This is a genomic window from Sorangium sp. So ce693, assembly GCF_051521375.1.
Taxonomy (GTDB): domain Bacteria; phylum Myxococcota_A; class Polyangia; order Polyangiales; family Polyangiaceae; genus Sorangium; species Sorangium atrum.
The window spans coordinates 3,367,172-3,381,776 of sequence record NZ_CP150347.1 but is presented as its reverse complement, the minus strand read 5'-3'; the positions used below and the strand labels follow the sequence as shown (position 1 = coordinate 3,381,776).

The window sequence follows — 14,605 nt, the reverse complement described above, 5'->3', positions numbered from 1 at the left end:
CGACCCGCCAGGACACGGCGAACAGTCCGACGCTGTCATATGCGTACCCTCCAGCTCTACGCGTCTCTCGACACGAGCGCGCTCCCTCGGAAATCCACGATTGGCTTTTCCACATCGGCCACGCTACGTGTTAGGTCCAGCAATGAGATGCGAAACCCCTCCTTGGAATCCTCAAAAAACAATCGATCATTGACGAAGAATGCAAGTGGAACGCGTGGCAATTGCTGCGGACCGGCAGTCACCGTCAACTGGGCGTAGCAGTTTAGCCCATCCGATCTATCGATGTTGCTCCCGCGGGCGCGAGACTTGGCCTCCAAAAAGTCGCCGTAACCGGAAAGACATTGCGTCCACATTATCTCCGGTCGCTCGACAGGTTTAAGCATCGCGACCACTGGTTCATCGTCTGAGGGAGGGAACAAAGTAACGATATCGCGCGGCTTAACGACGGCAAAGCTATTAGACTTGTCGCCGATGAGACCATCGAATTCGTGGTAGTGAGACAGGTCGTACTTTGTTGGATAGCGCTCCGGTCGCGCTTCGTAATCCAACGCGACAAGATGCGAAAGGTAGTCTTCTGCCATAAGAGACATGAGCTTAAAGAACTGCGTAAATACGTCGTCGTCAAACGATAGAATGACAATGTTTCTGCGTAGCCAAATGGCCTCGAACATGGCAGTAACAACCAGCAGCTCATCAGCGGCTCGTTCGTGGTGCCCCTCTTTGTTCGCCATCTTGGACGTGCCCTTACTCAAGCCACCCAAACTCCGTGATAAACGATCCCGCTCTAACTTTGTCAGGGGCTTACCGCTCTGAATCTCGAGCACTTGCTCCAGGTAGCCTTTTGCGGCTTTCCGTTGCAAGATTAGGTTTACATAATAGCACAGAGCGGGCAGAAGGCTTTTGTATCTGGCCGGACTAACGATCTTGATCGTTGGGACGAGTGAACGATCTTTAAATATGAGATTTGCGACCTCCGCATCATCCCGAGTGCGTGGTGGAAGGGCGGCATACTTCTGAAGCTCGCCGACTATTGGGGGTACCACGAGCACGTCGTTCCGACGCAATACCTCGCGCACCATCGCCAAGTTTCCGCCGGAAAAAATGTTCGCGTCGCAGAATAAGAGGGCGCTTTCGTCGCGGATTACGTCGTACACAAAGGAGACGTCGGGAAGCTCAGCCTTTAGATATAAAAAGGATCCCTTGGGCTCGGTTGGATCAGCAGGTGGCTTCCCACGTTCCTTAATGAACTGAAAGACGGAGTTTTTCATGGTGTTGTCTGCGTGTTGCAAAAGAGCAATGGACTTTGCTAGTTAGCGCGGATCGTCGCACCGATCGTCATCGGACACAACGTTGTTGGCGATGGTACCGGACACGACATCCTGCCGACAATGCTGGGGCGCCGAACTCCACGAGCCCGACCTTGAGGAGCGCCGAGCTCCACGAACTCGACCTGGGGGGCGGGGCTCTACTGTCCAGCCATACGGTCCCGCAGAAACGGCGCGAGGTCGATCTCGCGCACACGCCGACGCAGAACGAGGTGGGGCGGCGCCGCGGGCACGGACCAGTCGATCTCGAGGAACGCGCCTTCCTCGAGGAACGCGTCCTCTTTTCGTGGGCGCGCCGGGGCATACCTGTGCGTGTGGGTGCGGCAAACCCGTCCGCATCCTACCGTCGTACCACTCGCGGCGCATCCCCCGCTACCTACGCGCACACCACCCCATGGCGATGACCATGGAGACCCGACAGTTAAAGGAGGCCGGGCTCCTGACCTCGACCGCCGTGGCCCGGATGCTCGGCATCGGGAAGACCACGCTCCGGCGGCTCGAGGGCATGCTCTTCGAGCCCGCCCCCGTCTGGGGAGTCGGAAGATGCGTGTGTTCACGCCCGAGCAGGTCGAGCTGCTCTGGAGGGCGCTCCGGGAGAAGATCCGGCGCGGCCCCGAAACCGGAGCTCGTCGGGTTCGACGAGCTGGCGCGCCGGAGAGCGCCAGCTCGGTGGAGCTCACGGCGAAGGCTGGCTGCCCGAGCGGACGAGCCCAAGCGCACCTGGTGCCTGTCCGTCCACCTGCTCAGCCGACCAGTACCATCTCGAACGGCTCGGCGAGAATGTGCATCGGCCGGATCCACCTCCGTCTTGACAGACTGGTTCCGCGGGCGACACCCTCCAATCCGTGGCCAAGATCTACTCGCCGCAGGTTTTCGAGGCCCTCGCTGAGAGCCTTCGCACAATCTATTGGTACACGAACGATCTGAAGTCGTTCCTGATCCGGTGCGGGGTTCCTCGCGAGCACGTCGCGCGCCTTGACTGGACGTACAAGCGGACGGCGGTGCGGGAACTGCTGGACGACCTTGCTGTCCACGGTGCAACCGGAACGAAACTCGTCGGGAACCTCATTGGCGGCGTCGTCGAGCAGGACGAACGGTTTCCCCATTTGGCTAAGCTGGATGACGGCAGGGCGAAGGTTCGTGACGCTCGAGAGGCCGTTCGTGATCTCAAGAACCTGCTCGGGCACCAGACGGTCGTCGCCCATGCGGAGGCAGCGCGCGCCGAGAACAGGACGGAGGCCGAGCGTCGGCGAGCAGAAAAGCAGCAATGGACCGAGACACTCGCGACGCTCAAGCATCGATTCATGGCCCTCGGCGGAATGACGGACCACAACCAGCGCGGCCTAAAGTTCCAGCTCTGGCTCCGTGAGTTATTCGCGTTGCACGACCTCGAGCCCCGAGGGTCTTTCGCGAGCATTGGCGAGCAGATAGACGGGAGCATCCGCATCGACGGGCAGACGCTGCTTGTGGAGGCCCGGTGGACCAAGGACCGCGTCGCCCCCGAAGGAGTCCGAGACTTCGTTGGAAAGTTCGAGCAGAAGCTCGACAACACGCTAGGGCTCATGGTCTCGATCCAGGGCTTCACCGACGCCGCTGGGGCGAAGGCTACGAGCAGCGGTCGGCTCCTCACTATCTTCATGGACGGGCAGGACATCTACCCTGTCCTCGACGGCCTCGTAGACCTTCGGCAGCTTCTGAGCCGCAAGCTCCGACACGCAGCAGAGAAGGGCGAGCCGATGTACCGGATAGGCCAGTAAAGACGCGCGACCAAAGCGCCGCGGAACGAGCTCCTTCAGCATGACGAAGAGGCGACGAGGGCGCAGCGAGGGATCCTTGCCGAGCTGCTCGACGATGAAGGGCACGAACGGGTCGACCATGGACGGGCGCGGCGCGACGACCTTCGGGTCGACGCCCGCTTGCCCGAGCACGCGTTGCACGGTGGTGTGGTGCAGCCCGAGCTGGCCGGCGATTGTGCCGAAGGCCACTTGTCGCCGTGGTAGAGGCGCAGGATTCCCGCCTCCTTGGCGATCACCGCCGCCTCCGGTCACCGTGAAGGCCCTCGTGGGACGTGGGGAGGGCGCCACGATCGCTGAATGGTCTGAGCGCTCCGGTGTCTCGCCCATGTCGGCGCGGAAGTTGGCGAACGTGTGCCAGCGCTTGCAGACCCTGATCCCGCGTCTGCCGTAGCGAGCAAACGCGTCAGACTTGGAGCTGTAGCAACGCCGTATCATAGCCTGCCAGCATGCATAGGTGCGGCTCGGGCGCCCTCGGCTTCCGTGGCCGTGTGTGGTGCACGCCTTGACGAGTCGAGCGCCGTTCTTCCGGTCGGCGCATGCCCGGCACGAGTCGCTGCGCGGCGCGCCGAGAACGAATGTCACCAGCCGCCGCACCATGGCCGTCGCTGGGTGAGCACGTGCTCCTCAACGTGACCTGCTCATGCGACGCTGGCCTGGACACAGCACCAAAGCTCAGGTAGGAGGCGATGACCAGATGAAAATTGAGCAGGTGACACTTCAGAACTTCCGCAGCTTTGGGCCGCAACCTGAAACAATCCGGCTTGGCGGACGGACCAGCCTCATCGGTGCGAACGGCTCTGGGAAGTCGAGCACCATGATGGCTCTGGTGCGCATGTTCGGAGCAACATCACCGGAGCGTACGCTCGAACCCGGAGACGTGCACGTTCCTCATGGCAAGCGACTCGAGGACCTGGGTCCTACGACGATCTCCATCGAGGCGCAGATCGCGCTCCCCGAGATTGAGACGGGCTCCAAGAGCATCGGGGCCGTGTTCAACCAGATGGTAGTCCCCGCTCCCGGCGCTTCCCCGTACTGCCGCATGCGTCTCGAGGGCAGATGGTCGGGCGGTGCTGCAGATGAGGGCGAAATGGACGTTTCGCTCTCTTGGATCGCGACCACGGACCCGGTGCCCAAGCCCGAGCACGTTTACCGAGTCACGGCGGTCGACCGTGCGCGAATCCAGGTTCATTACGTCCCGGCTGCGCGTGATCCGGCGCGTCAGCTTCGCGCGGTCTCTACGGCGTTGCTGGCACGCCTCTTCCGTGGAGTCGAGTTCTCTTCGAAGGTCGCCGATCTGCTGAGGTCCACATCTGAAGACGTGCGGATGGCCTTCCAAGACGAACTGGGGATCAAGGCGGTGACCACCGAGGTCGAGCGGGCCTGGCGGACGTTGAACGATGCCCCCCATTTCTCCCGCATCGGTTTCCGTCCCTTCGAGGCTGAGCTCGACGATCTGCTTCGGCGGGTGGAGATGGTCCTCGGTCCGGCCCCTCACACGTCGGAAGTAGGCGTCGAACGGCTAAGCGATGGCCAGAAGTCGCTTTTCTATCTGTCGTTGATCGCATCGGTGTTCTCGGTGGAGGACCACGTCAATGCTGGGAAGGCCTCCTCACTCGGCCTTTCCGCGGAACGCTTGACGCCGCCCATGCTTACGTTTCTCGCCGTCGAGGAGCCGGAAAATCACCTCGCGCCGCATTATCTGGCGCGAATCATGAATACGCTCGACACCATTGGAGGTTCCTCGCGCGGTCAGGTTCTCCTCACAAGTCACTCGCCAGCCATCCTGGGGCGCGTCGAACCGGAGGCCGTCCGTTACCTAAGGCTTGATTCCACTACGGGCCGCTCGTCAATCAAAGAGATCACTCTACCAGCGAAGTCGGATGATGCACACTTATATGTGCGGCAAGCGGTCCTTGCGTTTCCTGAACTCTATTTTGCCAAGCTGGTCGTTCTCGGTGAAGGCGACGGCGAGATGGTCCTCCTGCCGCGGCTAGCGATGGCGAGGGGCACGCACCTCGATCGCAATTTCGTGTCCGTGGTGCCCCTAGGCGGTCGGCACGTGAACCACTTCTGGAGGCTACTTAGTGACCTCGGGATACCACATGTGACACTGCTAGATCTCGACCGAGAGCGCTTCGGAGGCGGATGGGGACGGGTTCACTACGCGCTGTCGCAGCTCATAGAACGAGGAACGTCGCGCGATAAACTGCTAGAATGCGAATACGGCGTGCTCACGGAGCAGGAGTTCGCCGACATGACGAGTTGGCCCTTCGACGAGCTCGCCAGCTGGATAGATCATCTCGAGGCTTACGACGTCTTTTTTTCCGAGCCTCTTGACATCGACTTCATGATGCTCCGTGCATTTCCAGCGGCGTATCGCGCAACGGTTCCGCCGAATGGCGGCCCCAAGCTGCCGAGCAATCCCGAGGACCTCGAGGCGCGCATCGAACGCGCTACGCGGACCGTTCTTAAAGACAACGGCGGAGACGGCAGCTCTTTCAGCCAAGATGAGAAGAACGATTTTCCGTGGTACTCAAACCTGTTTCTTAACAGAGGGAAGCCCACGACTCACCTGCTCGCCATGGCTGCCCTGACGGACGACCAACTGCGATCAAGCATGCCGCCCGTACTCGAGCGCCTGCTTGATTGGGTCGAGCAGAAGCTCAAGTAGGCGCGCCATGCCCACTAGCAAGGCGGCGTGGAAGCCAATCGGAGTCAAAGCGCTCGAGGACGACGCAGACCTTGTAGTTCGCGCCGGTGAGTCGAGACTCGTCATCGCAGGTCCAGGTGCCGGAAAGACCGAACTGCTCGCGCAGCGTGCTGCCTACCTGCTGCAGACGGGGCTATGCGCTGATCCGCAGCGAATCCTCGCGCTTAGCTTCAAGCGCGACGCGGCACGAAACCTCGCCGAGCGTGTGCGAAAACGCATCGGCCCCACGCTCGCCGCGCGTCTCGATTCGTTCACGTTCGATGCCTTCGCAAAGAGCATGGTCGACCGATTCCGCAACGCGCTACCGGAGGCGTGGCGACCGACCTCGGACTACGAACTCGACTTCAAAGTCGCGACGAACACGCGAGATGCGATTCTCGCAATCCCCGACGCACATCTCTCGCTTACCCGTGGGCAACGAGAGGCGTTGCCTCACCCAAGAGGTACTTTTTTCCGCAAGTATGTGGTCGGCGCCCCGTTGCCACTCGTCGCGTCAGAGGCCGACACAGACGCCCACGTGGCGGGCCGAGCTCTGTGGTCCCACCTTCTTCACGGGACCAGGCGCTCGGTACTCGCGTTTCCGATGATTACGCGGTTAGCTCAACTCATCCTCAATCACAACACGACACTGCTCGCTGCGCTCCGGGGCACATACGCGTTCGTATTTTTAGACGAATTCCAAGACACCACCGGACCCCAGTATGCGTGGACCCGCACAGCTTTTGCTGGCTCAGCGTCCATCCTAACGGCAGTCGGCGACCCGAAGCAGTGCGTGATGCGGTGGGCAGGCGCGGTGCCCGCAGTATTCGCAACTTTCACGAAGTACTTCGGCGGGATCGAGACCCCCCTTAAGCAGAATCATCGTTCCGCGAGTACACTCGTTGCCGTACAGGCCGTTGTAGCCCGCCGCATCGACGCTAACTCCGTGGCAGCGCAGCCGGTCGGCGAATACGCAAGCGCAAAAGCCGAGTGCCTTCTCCTTGAGTACGGCGACCACGAAGCAGAGGCGGCAGACCTCGCTGCTCGCATCGATGGGTGGATCCGCGAGGAGAATCTCGATCCACGCGACCTCTGTGTACTCACGCGCCAGCAACCATACGTCTACGCGGCCACGCTAGTTGCTGCTCTCGCGAAGGTCGGTCGTCGCGCCCGCGTTGAGCAAGATCTTCAGGACGTCCTCTCGGAGCCCCTCACGAGCGCGTGTCTAGACCTTCTGCGTCTCGCAGTCCAGACCCGTGCGCCTGCGTCTTGGGTGCGAGCGACCGAAGTGCTCGAGCGATTAGATTCCTCGCTTCAAGGAGCGGATCGAACTGCCGACCGCCTTTCGACACATACCGAAGAACTGCGCGAAGCTTTCGCGCGTGACGCATCTGTTACGGAAATCGTGCAGCGCATGATTGACTTTCTTGGTGAGGCGCGCTTCCGTGCCGTCGAGCCCACCTACCGCGAGGGTCAACTTTTTTTCGACACAAGGAACAAATTCGAGGCTGCCTTGGATGCGGCGAAGCGAGGCCGAACATGGCGCGATGCGGTGGACGAAGTCGAGGGCGTCGGGGCGATCCCCATCCTGACGGCTCACAAGAGCAAAGGGCTCGAGTACCACACAATCGTGTTCATCGGCCTGGAGGACAATGCTCACTTCGGCTTCGCCAATTCTCCGAAGGAGGAGACCAGCGTCTTCTTTGTCGCTCTGTCGAGGGCGAAGCGGCGCGTGGTCGCGACCTTTGCAGAGCGGCGAATCACGCGGCAGGGCCGTGGTCCTGAGCGGCAGGCGCGTGACGCGATCCAGAGCTTCTACGAGGCCCTAGAGGAAGCGGGCGTGCGACCTGTGCGTGTCGGACCGAAGCGCTGAGGGGGTGCTGCAAGCCGATCCGCATCCTCCCCTCGCCCCACTCGAAGGGCATCCCCCGCCACCTGCGCGCACATCACCCCATAGCCGTGACCATGGAGACCCGCCAATTAAAGGAGGCCGGGCTCCTGACCTCGACCGCCGTGGCCCGCATGCTCGGCATCCGGAAGACAACGCTCCGGCGGATCGAGGGCCAGCTCTTCGCGCCCGCCCCTCGTCAGGGGATCCGCAAGATGCGGGTGTTCACCCCCGAGCAGGTCGACGTCCTCCGAAAGACACGCCGTGAGAAGACCCGCCTCAGCCGCAAGCCAGAGCTCGTCGGACTCGAAGAGGTAACGCGGAGAGCGGCGTGCTCGATGCAGACGATTTGCCGGTGCCTTCGCGAATCACCTCGCCATCAATTCCAATGTGTCCACCAGAACCGCACTCGAGCGGGAAGGGCGCGAGCTTGCCAGGTTTCGTAATGTGACCTACCCCGGATGGGGTAGCCGCTTCCAGCCAGTGGGAAGAGTCCAATAATCATCAAAGTGTCGGCTGTAGGCGTCGTGCAGGGCCTGGCCGTTAATCTCAACAAGAAGCTCATCATTCTTGTTGACTGACGGTTCGCTAATATTTTGAGACCCAGTGTACACTACATAGCGCCCATTGCCGTCCCGACCTTTATAAGTCAAAACAACCATCTTGGAATGTATGCTCCCATCGCGTTTGCCCCAGACCTTGACCTCTGCGTTGGTTTTCTTTGCCAGTCGACGAAGGAGGCGCCCATGTTTAACATGAGACATTGAACCACGTCCGATCGCAACCTGCACTTTACAACCTTTTTTGGCAAAATCGCGAAGGACTTCAAAAATATCCACTAGTCCGAAGCTCTGATGTGCCACACGAATAATGCAGTCGTTGTTGGCCACATCAAAACTGCTCAGATGATTGCTAAGGCTTACCGCGAGTGGGTTGCCCCTGAATTCGGGAAGAAGATAGACGGTCGCACCAACGTCTGTAGCTTCAATCGTTTGCTTCGTCGGCTGAGCATCACGATTTCCCTGTGATGTTTGAGCATTGTAGTACCCGATCATCCCGTTATATAAATTCAGGCTTCCGTAGACCGTCAGACCGTCATTGAACTTCCTTTTTCCTGTACTGTCTGTAAGGTTCGCGGACCCAATCCATGTCGCGTTGACGGCCGCCGTAGGGTCCTGTGGATTTGGTATGCTACTAAACAAGAAGTACTTGGCATGCTGTATGCCTTTGTCTGGATCGCCGAAGCATGCTGTGCCGCCATTGCTTTGATGGCAAAATGTTATGTTTATGCGACCTTGCACAGATGGGTGAAGCCTATTGTTGTATAGATACGTCATTGCCTCCCATTTTTCTGATCCAACATCGGTTTTACATCGCTTTCTATCCCAGTGGGCAGGCTCGAGGCATCCGTCGGCAACTAAGTTGACTTTCACGCGTCGATCTGGATCTGACGCTGCCTCCACGAGGGCGACGGCGATGTCCTTGATGTCCAAGTTATAGATGGCGCCGTGTATCTCGGAATCATCTTGCGCGCTTCCGATTAGCGACAGCAAATGACTGATGATAACTTCTCTTTCGCTGTTAGTCTTAGCTGCAGCGGGGGCGTCAAAATGTGCGCACACGCTTGTGTTGCAACTGCTCGTCTCGATATTGCCTCGTACGCTTTCGATGAGTTCATCTTCTGCGATTTCACCCACGCACCCAACGAGTAGGAGTGCGGATGCGGTCAGACTGAGGCGTATATTGACGGTTTGTGGTCGGTTCATTTCATCCTCCTGGGCACGCCCTCAACGAGGCGAGCGTACAGGAGCGAGCGACCGGACGCCAGTACAGCCGGTCCCATGTGCTGAGCGCACATCGCGAATCGTGCAAGATGGCCGACTGGTTAGTTTGGTTTCATTGTCCACATTTGACCCCAACTAGCTTACGCGGCTTACGATCTGCGCACGCTACCGAGGATTCATGTTTTTGAAAGTAGGTCGTCGCTGGACAAGGTGGGAGATCAAACTCCTGCGCCGGCCGCGGATAGCCAAGTTGTCTCGACGAAGCTGATCACGTCGGATTTCCCTTTGCCTGTCCGGTAGCTCGGGAACGACGACCTTCATCGCCACCGAAACGGTTTTCTCCGCCTCGCTCAATGCGTCAAGTTTCGAGGGAGCCCAGCGCCGGGTTCATGGACAGCAGCGGAAGGCACAACTGGATGGCCCTAGGCTCTCCGGTTCGACCGGATCCCAGCGTACCCATCAAGAGCACGTTCTGCCTCTCCGCGGCGGTGATGGTGGGGTGACCTTCGCCGCGTCGCAGGGCTTTTCGGACCTCGCCAGGCCGTTGACCGAGCGCGGCGCCTCGTCGGTCCGCTGCGCTGCCGGGGTCGGCGGTACCCAGGCCGCGGCAGAGCCAGGACTAAGGGGATCGTGCCGACGTGGCTCGGCCTCCGCGGCTCTCCGCGTCTGTCCTACCTCGGTGCCTCGTCTATGCGGCCTGCTACTGTCGGCGCGACCTTGCTCGCCCTTCCGGTGCCGCCGACAGCCCGAGCAGCCGACCGAGCGCCTCGTGAACGACCCGGGCCGCCGCCTCGTCCCCGAGGGCGACGGCGCGGCTCAGGGTGCTGGCGAGCGAGGCGACCACCGCGGCCCGACGCGACGTCTCGATCACGGCGAGCTCCCCACCCCCAGGGGGTGACGCTTGGGCCCGGGTTGGGCCCATGCCTTCCGGGGGGGTGCGATCCGTCGTCACCCTCTCCCCAAATCCCGGGGCATCCGACGGATCGCAACGGTTCGCCCCCGCGGCACTGTCCCGCCAGAGAAACAGATCGATGAATAGCGGCCTCCGGAAACAGCAACGAATTCCATAGTTTCCGCCAACTTTACCGCCGAGGGCGGCTCCGGTGTGGCCCAACGGGGCGCCCTCCGCCGCCGAGTCGCCGGCGGTTAGGGGCCCACGGCATCACCGATCGGGGGCGGCGCCTGGCCCGGTGACGCAACAGCTGGAGAGCATGTACCCGACGACGGGCGCAGGGGAGCCGCCGTATCCGCCGGCGCTGATGTGCATGGTCACCCTGCTGCAGGGCTACGTCGGCGCATTGAATGCCGAGGCCGTGGAGCTGTCCGTCGTCGGCCTGCGCTGGCAGAGGGTGCTCGGCTGCCTGGGTGCGGCCACGTCCGCGTTCTCGCAGGGCGCGCTGCAAGCGTTCCGGGAGCGAGGGTGACGATCTCGGCGCGCACGTCGAGGCGACGGTCCACGTCCGCCTGATCGAGCCCACGCCGGACTTCGGACCCGGGCGGAGCGGGCGGAGGGCGCCGTCGATTCGGGTCCTGGTCAGTCCTGCGTAGCCTGCGTCTCCGCGGTATTGCCGCCTGCGCTGGCGCCGGAGCAGTCGGCGGCAACCGCCCGGAGCGCCGCGACGCCTCCACGCGGAACGGCGTAGGTGATCGCAAAGGCCTCGCCGGACCAGGCGACCCGCGCGCGCGCGTCGCTCGCGTCCGGATCGGCCGCGCGCAGATCGATATCCTCGCCGACGGTGCGATGGAGCCACGTTCGCCGCCGGAAGCGCCCGCGCTCGCCGTGTGGCTCGATGTACTCGGCGAAGGGCGTCCGGAGCGCGCCGCGCTCGGCGGCGCCGTCGGGGCGCAGCGCGAGGTGGTCGAGGGCGCCGCCGGCGCTGGCCGCGCCGGGAGCGTCGAGGACGGCGTACTGGACGGTATCCATGGAGCTCAGCCAGACCTGCCGCGCGACGTGGATCCTGCCGTCGGGCCCCCAGCGGGCCTGGAGGCGGGCGTCGAGGAACCGCCCGGAGAGCGCGTCGGTGAAGTTGCCTTGTACCGAGCGCACGCCGCCGGGGCCGACGACGCGCAGCGCGCCGCCCTCGTCGAGGAGCAGGAGGGTCGGCGGGCCGGAGCCTCGCACGGGAAGCGCGTAGTCGGCGGCCGGCAGCTCGCTCCTTGTCACCTCGAGAGCGTCGCTGGCCGGCGCGCGTGCGGCGCAGGAGCGCACGGCCGGCGCGCGTGCGGCCGGCACGTGGATTGAGATGAAGTCCTTGCCCGTGACGAGCGCGAAGGCGCGGTCCGTCCCGGGGATCACGGCTTCGATGTCGAAGGGGCCGCCCTGGAGAGGCACCCATGCGCCGAGAGCACATCCTGCGGAGTCGGTGCGCTGGGCGACGAGGCCAACCGGCTCGAGCCTGGGGCACGGGCGCCAGCAGGGCCGGGAACAGACGTGCGGCTGCGGCGTGCCCGCCGGCCACGAGGAGCAGGTCGCGTCGACGCAGCGCGACGCGCAGGCGAGCGGGCGCACGACGAGGCGCTGGGCGAGCACGACGAAGCCGCCGGCGACGGGCACCACCTCCCGCGGCGCCGCGTCCTTCGGCAAGGCGAGCGCGACCTCGGCGCCCACCGTCTCCGCGAATGCCGTGAGCGGCCTCGCGCGTGCGCCTCCAGGGCCGGCCCACACCGCGAGCCCGCCGCGGTCGCCGAAGCCCAGGGCGAAGGCGCCTCCGGCGGCCAGGGCGCCAAGCTCGGAGGGGCCGCGGAGCTGGCAGCGCACCGCGCCGGCGTTGGCGGTGGTCGCCTCGGGCGGAGGGCGGTGAGGGGCGGCGGGAGGAGGTCCGCTCGCGGCCGCCGGAGCCGGAGCCGGGGCGAGCGTCGGGGCGGGGACGCAGCGGGCCGCGGCGAGCGAGGCGAGGACGGCAGCGCAGGTGCGTCGGGAGGGCATGATTCGGCGACACGCAGGGAGACGACCGCCTTGGGCTGCGCGAGGGCTGGCCGTGTGGATCGGCGGAGAAGATCGGCAGGATACAGCGATCGTGACGGAGCGGGGCGGGCGATGTCGGTCAGCAGCGCTCGTCGGCACGCGCGCACGCGCAGGCGGCGTGGCAATGGCGGCCGAGCTCGAAGGCGGCGGCGAGCCGGGTCGCGTCGAACAGCGCGATCCGGGTGCGAGGTCCATCTCTCAAGCAGGTTATTGCGAGCCGAGCTTCAAAGCGGCCTCCGCTTGCGCGCGCGTGAGGAGGTCATCGACGCGAGGCTGCTCAGCCCGCGTGCTGAGATGGTGGTCGTTGATCTCGGCTCCGCTGACTCGAAGCACCTCGACGACGTCACGCCATCGCCTGGACGAGACTTCACCACCCTCGCGGTACCAGAGCAGCGCGCCGCTCTCCGCCGCTTCAGGCGCCCTGGAAGCCGCCCGCGCGGTACGTCAGCACCAGCGTATCGCGATGGCCGAGCTCGCCGGCGGGCTGGATGGGCGTCGTCTCGTGGATCACGCGCTCGTCGTCCAGCAACAGCAGGCTCCACGGCTCGGTGAGCGTGAATCGCTGGCCTGCGGGCCCGTCCGCCTGGAAGACACGCGTCTCGCCACCCTTGATGCCCTCACGCCCGACGAGGAACACCGCCACGAGATCCACGCCGTCGCGGTGCGCGCCTTCCGGCGTGGGGCGGCCGATCCCCCCTTGCGTATCGATGCGGAACTGGTGCGCCTCGACGAACCAGGGCTGCTCGCCCTTGCGGCCGGAAGCGACCTGCCCGAGCGCACGCAGCAGGCGCGCCCAGGCGGGCGGATCCACCACCTGCGGCTGCATCGGCTCGAACCACCGCTGCATGCCGCCGTGCAGCGCGTTGTATTCGACGGGCTGCCAGTGCGCGCGACGCGGCGCCTGGCGCACCGCGCCGCCTTCGACCACGAAGCACGAGTGCCGCCGGCTGCGGTAGCGCCCGCCGTCCTTGAGGTAGCGGTCCGGCGGCAGGTCGTCCCAGGAGGGCCGCAGCGCATGCAGCTCGCCCAGGTCGCAGCCCGTGAGCTCGGCGACGCCCTGCGGGCTGAGCACCGCATAGCCCTGCTGGCGCAGCAGCACGGGCACCTGCGCGGGATAAGTGAAGGCGGGCGTGAGTTCCATCGCCTGCGAGTTTACCAGGCAGCCGGCCGCGCTGCCCGCGCTGCACCTGCGCAGCGCGGGCTTCGGCGGTCGCGCGGGCCGCTGATAGACCCGCCACCCTCCCTCAGCCACGCGGGCAACCGAGCGCGGAGTGACGATCCAGAGCGCGCCGTTCGGGCCGATATCGCTCTTGCGCCGAGGGGCGCGACTGTCTGCTCGTCCCCATGATGCGAGGTAGGCATGCTCCGACGGTGTGGTGTTGCGCGGTGGCACGCAGGGCGGATGGTGGGCCTTCTGCTTCCCGCGATGGGGCTGGTCCGGCCGACCTATCAGGCCAGCGTGCCCTCCTGTGCTAGTTCGGCGGGCAGCGGCGCGTTCAGGCGCTGCGACCGAGCCCCGGCGGCGCCGGGGTCACGGCTTCGCGTCGTCGTCGTCTGCGCACGCCGCCGCGCTTGCCTCCCGGCACAGGCCTGCTGCTTGCCGGCAGCACTTTCCGGAGGCCTCTTGGGCGCTTCGGCACGCAACCACCGCGCGCGGGTGATCTCAGTAGAACCTGCGGGCACCGACGAGCGGCAAGGCTCCGGCAGCGAGTCGACGCGAGCGCCGGGCTCGAGGATCGGCCCAAGCCGGCGATGGAGCGCATCTTCGCGGAGGAGATCGCCCGAGTCTGAGCCGTGCGCGGGGCACGCGCCTCTGCCCGCCGCGCCCGCGCCCGCCGCGCCGTGCGCTCTCAGCGAGGTCGCTCGCGCATGCCGAGCTCACGGTGCGAGTTGAGCCGACCCTGATCTCGGTCTTGCACTGGGGGCGGGCCTGACGGTGACAGAGGGTGTATCCGTCGAGATCCCGGCTGATCACGCCAGGCAGGAGCCGGCCCTCGGCCGCCACCTGCGCGAAGAAGGGGAGGATAGCTGAAAATGCAAAGGAGCACGTGTGTGCCTGCGGGTGCGGGGGGCGGGTCGCGGTGAAGCCGTGGCAATCGTGAACGACGGAGATTGGGTTCTCCTGCGAGTGGCGCGATGTCCTACGCCTGTCGGCGCG

General features: G+C 64.2%; 10 protein-coding genes. 5 read left to right on the top strand and 5 right to left on the bottom strand.

Annotated elements, in window-relative coordinates; all coding sequences use genetic code 11:
- Positions 1 to 56 precede the first annotated feature (56 nt).
- On the bottom strand, positions 57 to 1,268 hold the full coding sequence (locus WMF14_RS13005) for a hypothetical protein (protein WP_437801294.1): 1,212 nt from the start codon (positions 1,266 to 1,268) through the stop codon (positions 57 to 59).
- Between the two features lie 902 nt (positions 1,269 to 2,170).
- Here WMF14_RS13005 and WMF14_RS13000 point away from each other — a divergent pair.
- From WMF14_RS13000 to WMF14_RS12985, 4 genes are all read left to right on the top strand, one after another.
- Entirely contained in the window at positions 2,171 to 3,082 is a 912-nt protein-coding gene (locus tag WMF14_RS13000; RefSeq protein WP_437801293.1) for a restriction endonuclease, read from the top strand.
- Between the two features lie 733 nt (positions 3,083 to 3,815).
- Positions 3,816 to 5,792 carry an ATP-dependent nuclease gene (locus tag WMF14_RS12995; protein WP_437801292.1) on the top strand — a complete coding sequence of 659 codons (1,977 nt, stop codon included), beginning with the start codon at positions 3,816 to 3,818 and terminating at the stop codon, positions 5,790 to 5,792.
- A gap of 7 nt (positions 5,793 to 5,799) precedes the next feature.
- Positions 5,800 to 7,683 (top strand): UvrD-helicase domain-containing protein, encoded by a 1,884-nt coding sequence (locus tag WMF14_RS12990; protein ID WP_437801291.1) that lies wholly within the window; start codon positions 5,800 to 5,802, stop codon positions 7,681 to 7,683.
- 92 nt (positions 7,684 to 7,775) lie between these two features.
- Positions 7,776 to 8,144, top strand: coding sequence for a MerR family transcriptional regulator (locus tag WMF14_RS12985; RefSeq protein WP_437801290.1), 369 nt, complete (start codon positions 7,776 to 7,778; stop codon positions 8,142 to 8,144).
- A gap of 6 nt (positions 8,145 to 8,150) precedes the next feature.
- On the opposite strand, the gene WMF14_RS12980 is transcribed toward WMF14_RS12985, so the two are convergent.
- Both WMF14_RS12980 and WMF14_RS12975 read right to left on the bottom strand, forming a co-directional pair.
- Positions 8,151 to 9,464, bottom strand: coding sequence for a phospholipase D-like domain-containing protein (locus WMF14_RS12980; protein WP_437801289.1), 1,314 nt, complete (start codon positions 9,462 to 9,464; stop codon positions 8,151 to 8,153).
- Between the two features lie 718 nt (positions 9,465 to 10,182).
- Positions 10,183 to 10,353, bottom strand: coding sequence for a hypothetical protein (locus WMF14_RS12975; RefSeq protein ID WP_437801288.1), 171 nt, complete (start codon positions 10,351 to 10,353; stop codon positions 10,183 to 10,185).
- A gap of 319 nt (positions 10,354 to 10,672) precedes the next feature.
- Here WMF14_RS12975 and WMF14_RS12970 point away from each other — a divergent pair, with 319 nt between their 5' ends.
- A complete protein-coding gene (locus WMF14_RS12970; RefSeq protein WP_373372322.1) occupies positions 10,673 to 10,906 on the top strand; it encodes a hypothetical protein in 234 nt (77 codons plus the stop codon).
- A 110-nt stretch (positions 10,907 to 11,016) separates the two neighbouring features.
- Here the strand turns inward: WMF14_RS12970 and WMF14_RS12965 are convergent, their stop codons facing one another.
- Both WMF14_RS12965 and WMF14_RS12960 read right to left on the bottom strand, forming a co-directional pair.
- Complete coding sequence (locus WMF14_RS12965) at positions 11,017 to 12,408, bottom strand: hypothetical protein (protein ID WP_437801287.1); 1,392 nt, start codon at positions 12,406 to 12,408, stop codon at positions 11,017 to 11,019.
- Between the two features lie 451 nt (positions 12,409 to 12,859).
- Positions 12,860 to 13,588, bottom strand: coding sequence for a 2OG-Fe dioxygenase family protein (locus WMF14_RS12960; RefSeq protein ID WP_012234178.1), 729 nt, complete (start codon positions 13,586 to 13,588; stop codon positions 12,860 to 12,862).
- Positions 13,589 to 14,605 lie beyond the last annotated feature (1,017 nt).

What these genes read in the sequence shown, in the direction of transcription:
- WMF14_RS12990 (WP_437801291.1), top strand. Translation starts at nt 5,800, where the DNA reads ATGCCCACTAGCAAGGCGGCGTGGAAGCCAATCGGAGTCAAAGCGCTC.
- WMF14_RS12960 (WP_012234178.1), bottom strand. Translation starts at nt 13,588, where the DNA reads ATGGAACTCACGCCCGCCTTCACTTATCCCGCGCAGGTGCCCGTGCTG.
- WMF14_RS12965 (WP_437801287.1), bottom strand. Translation starts at nt 12,408, where the DNA reads ATGCCCTCCCGACGCACCTGCGCTGCCGTCCTCGCCTCGCTCGCCGCG.
- WMF14_RS13005 (WP_437801294.1), bottom strand. Translation starts at nt 1,268, where the DNA reads ATGAAAAACTCCGTCTTTCAGTTCATTAAGGAACGTGGGAAGCCACCT.
- WMF14_RS12995 (WP_437801292.1), top strand. Translation starts at nt 3,816, where the DNA reads ATGAAAATTGAGCAGGTGACACTTCAGAACTTCCGCAGCTTTGGGCCG.
- WMF14_RS12985 (WP_437801290.1), top strand. Translation starts at nt 7,776, where the DNA reads ATGGAGACCCGCCAATTAAAGGAGGCCGGGCTCCTGACCTCGACCGCC.
- WMF14_RS12980 (WP_437801289.1), bottom strand. Translation starts at nt 9,464, where the DNA reads ATGAACCGACCACAAACCGTCAATATACGCCTCAGTCTGACCGCATCC.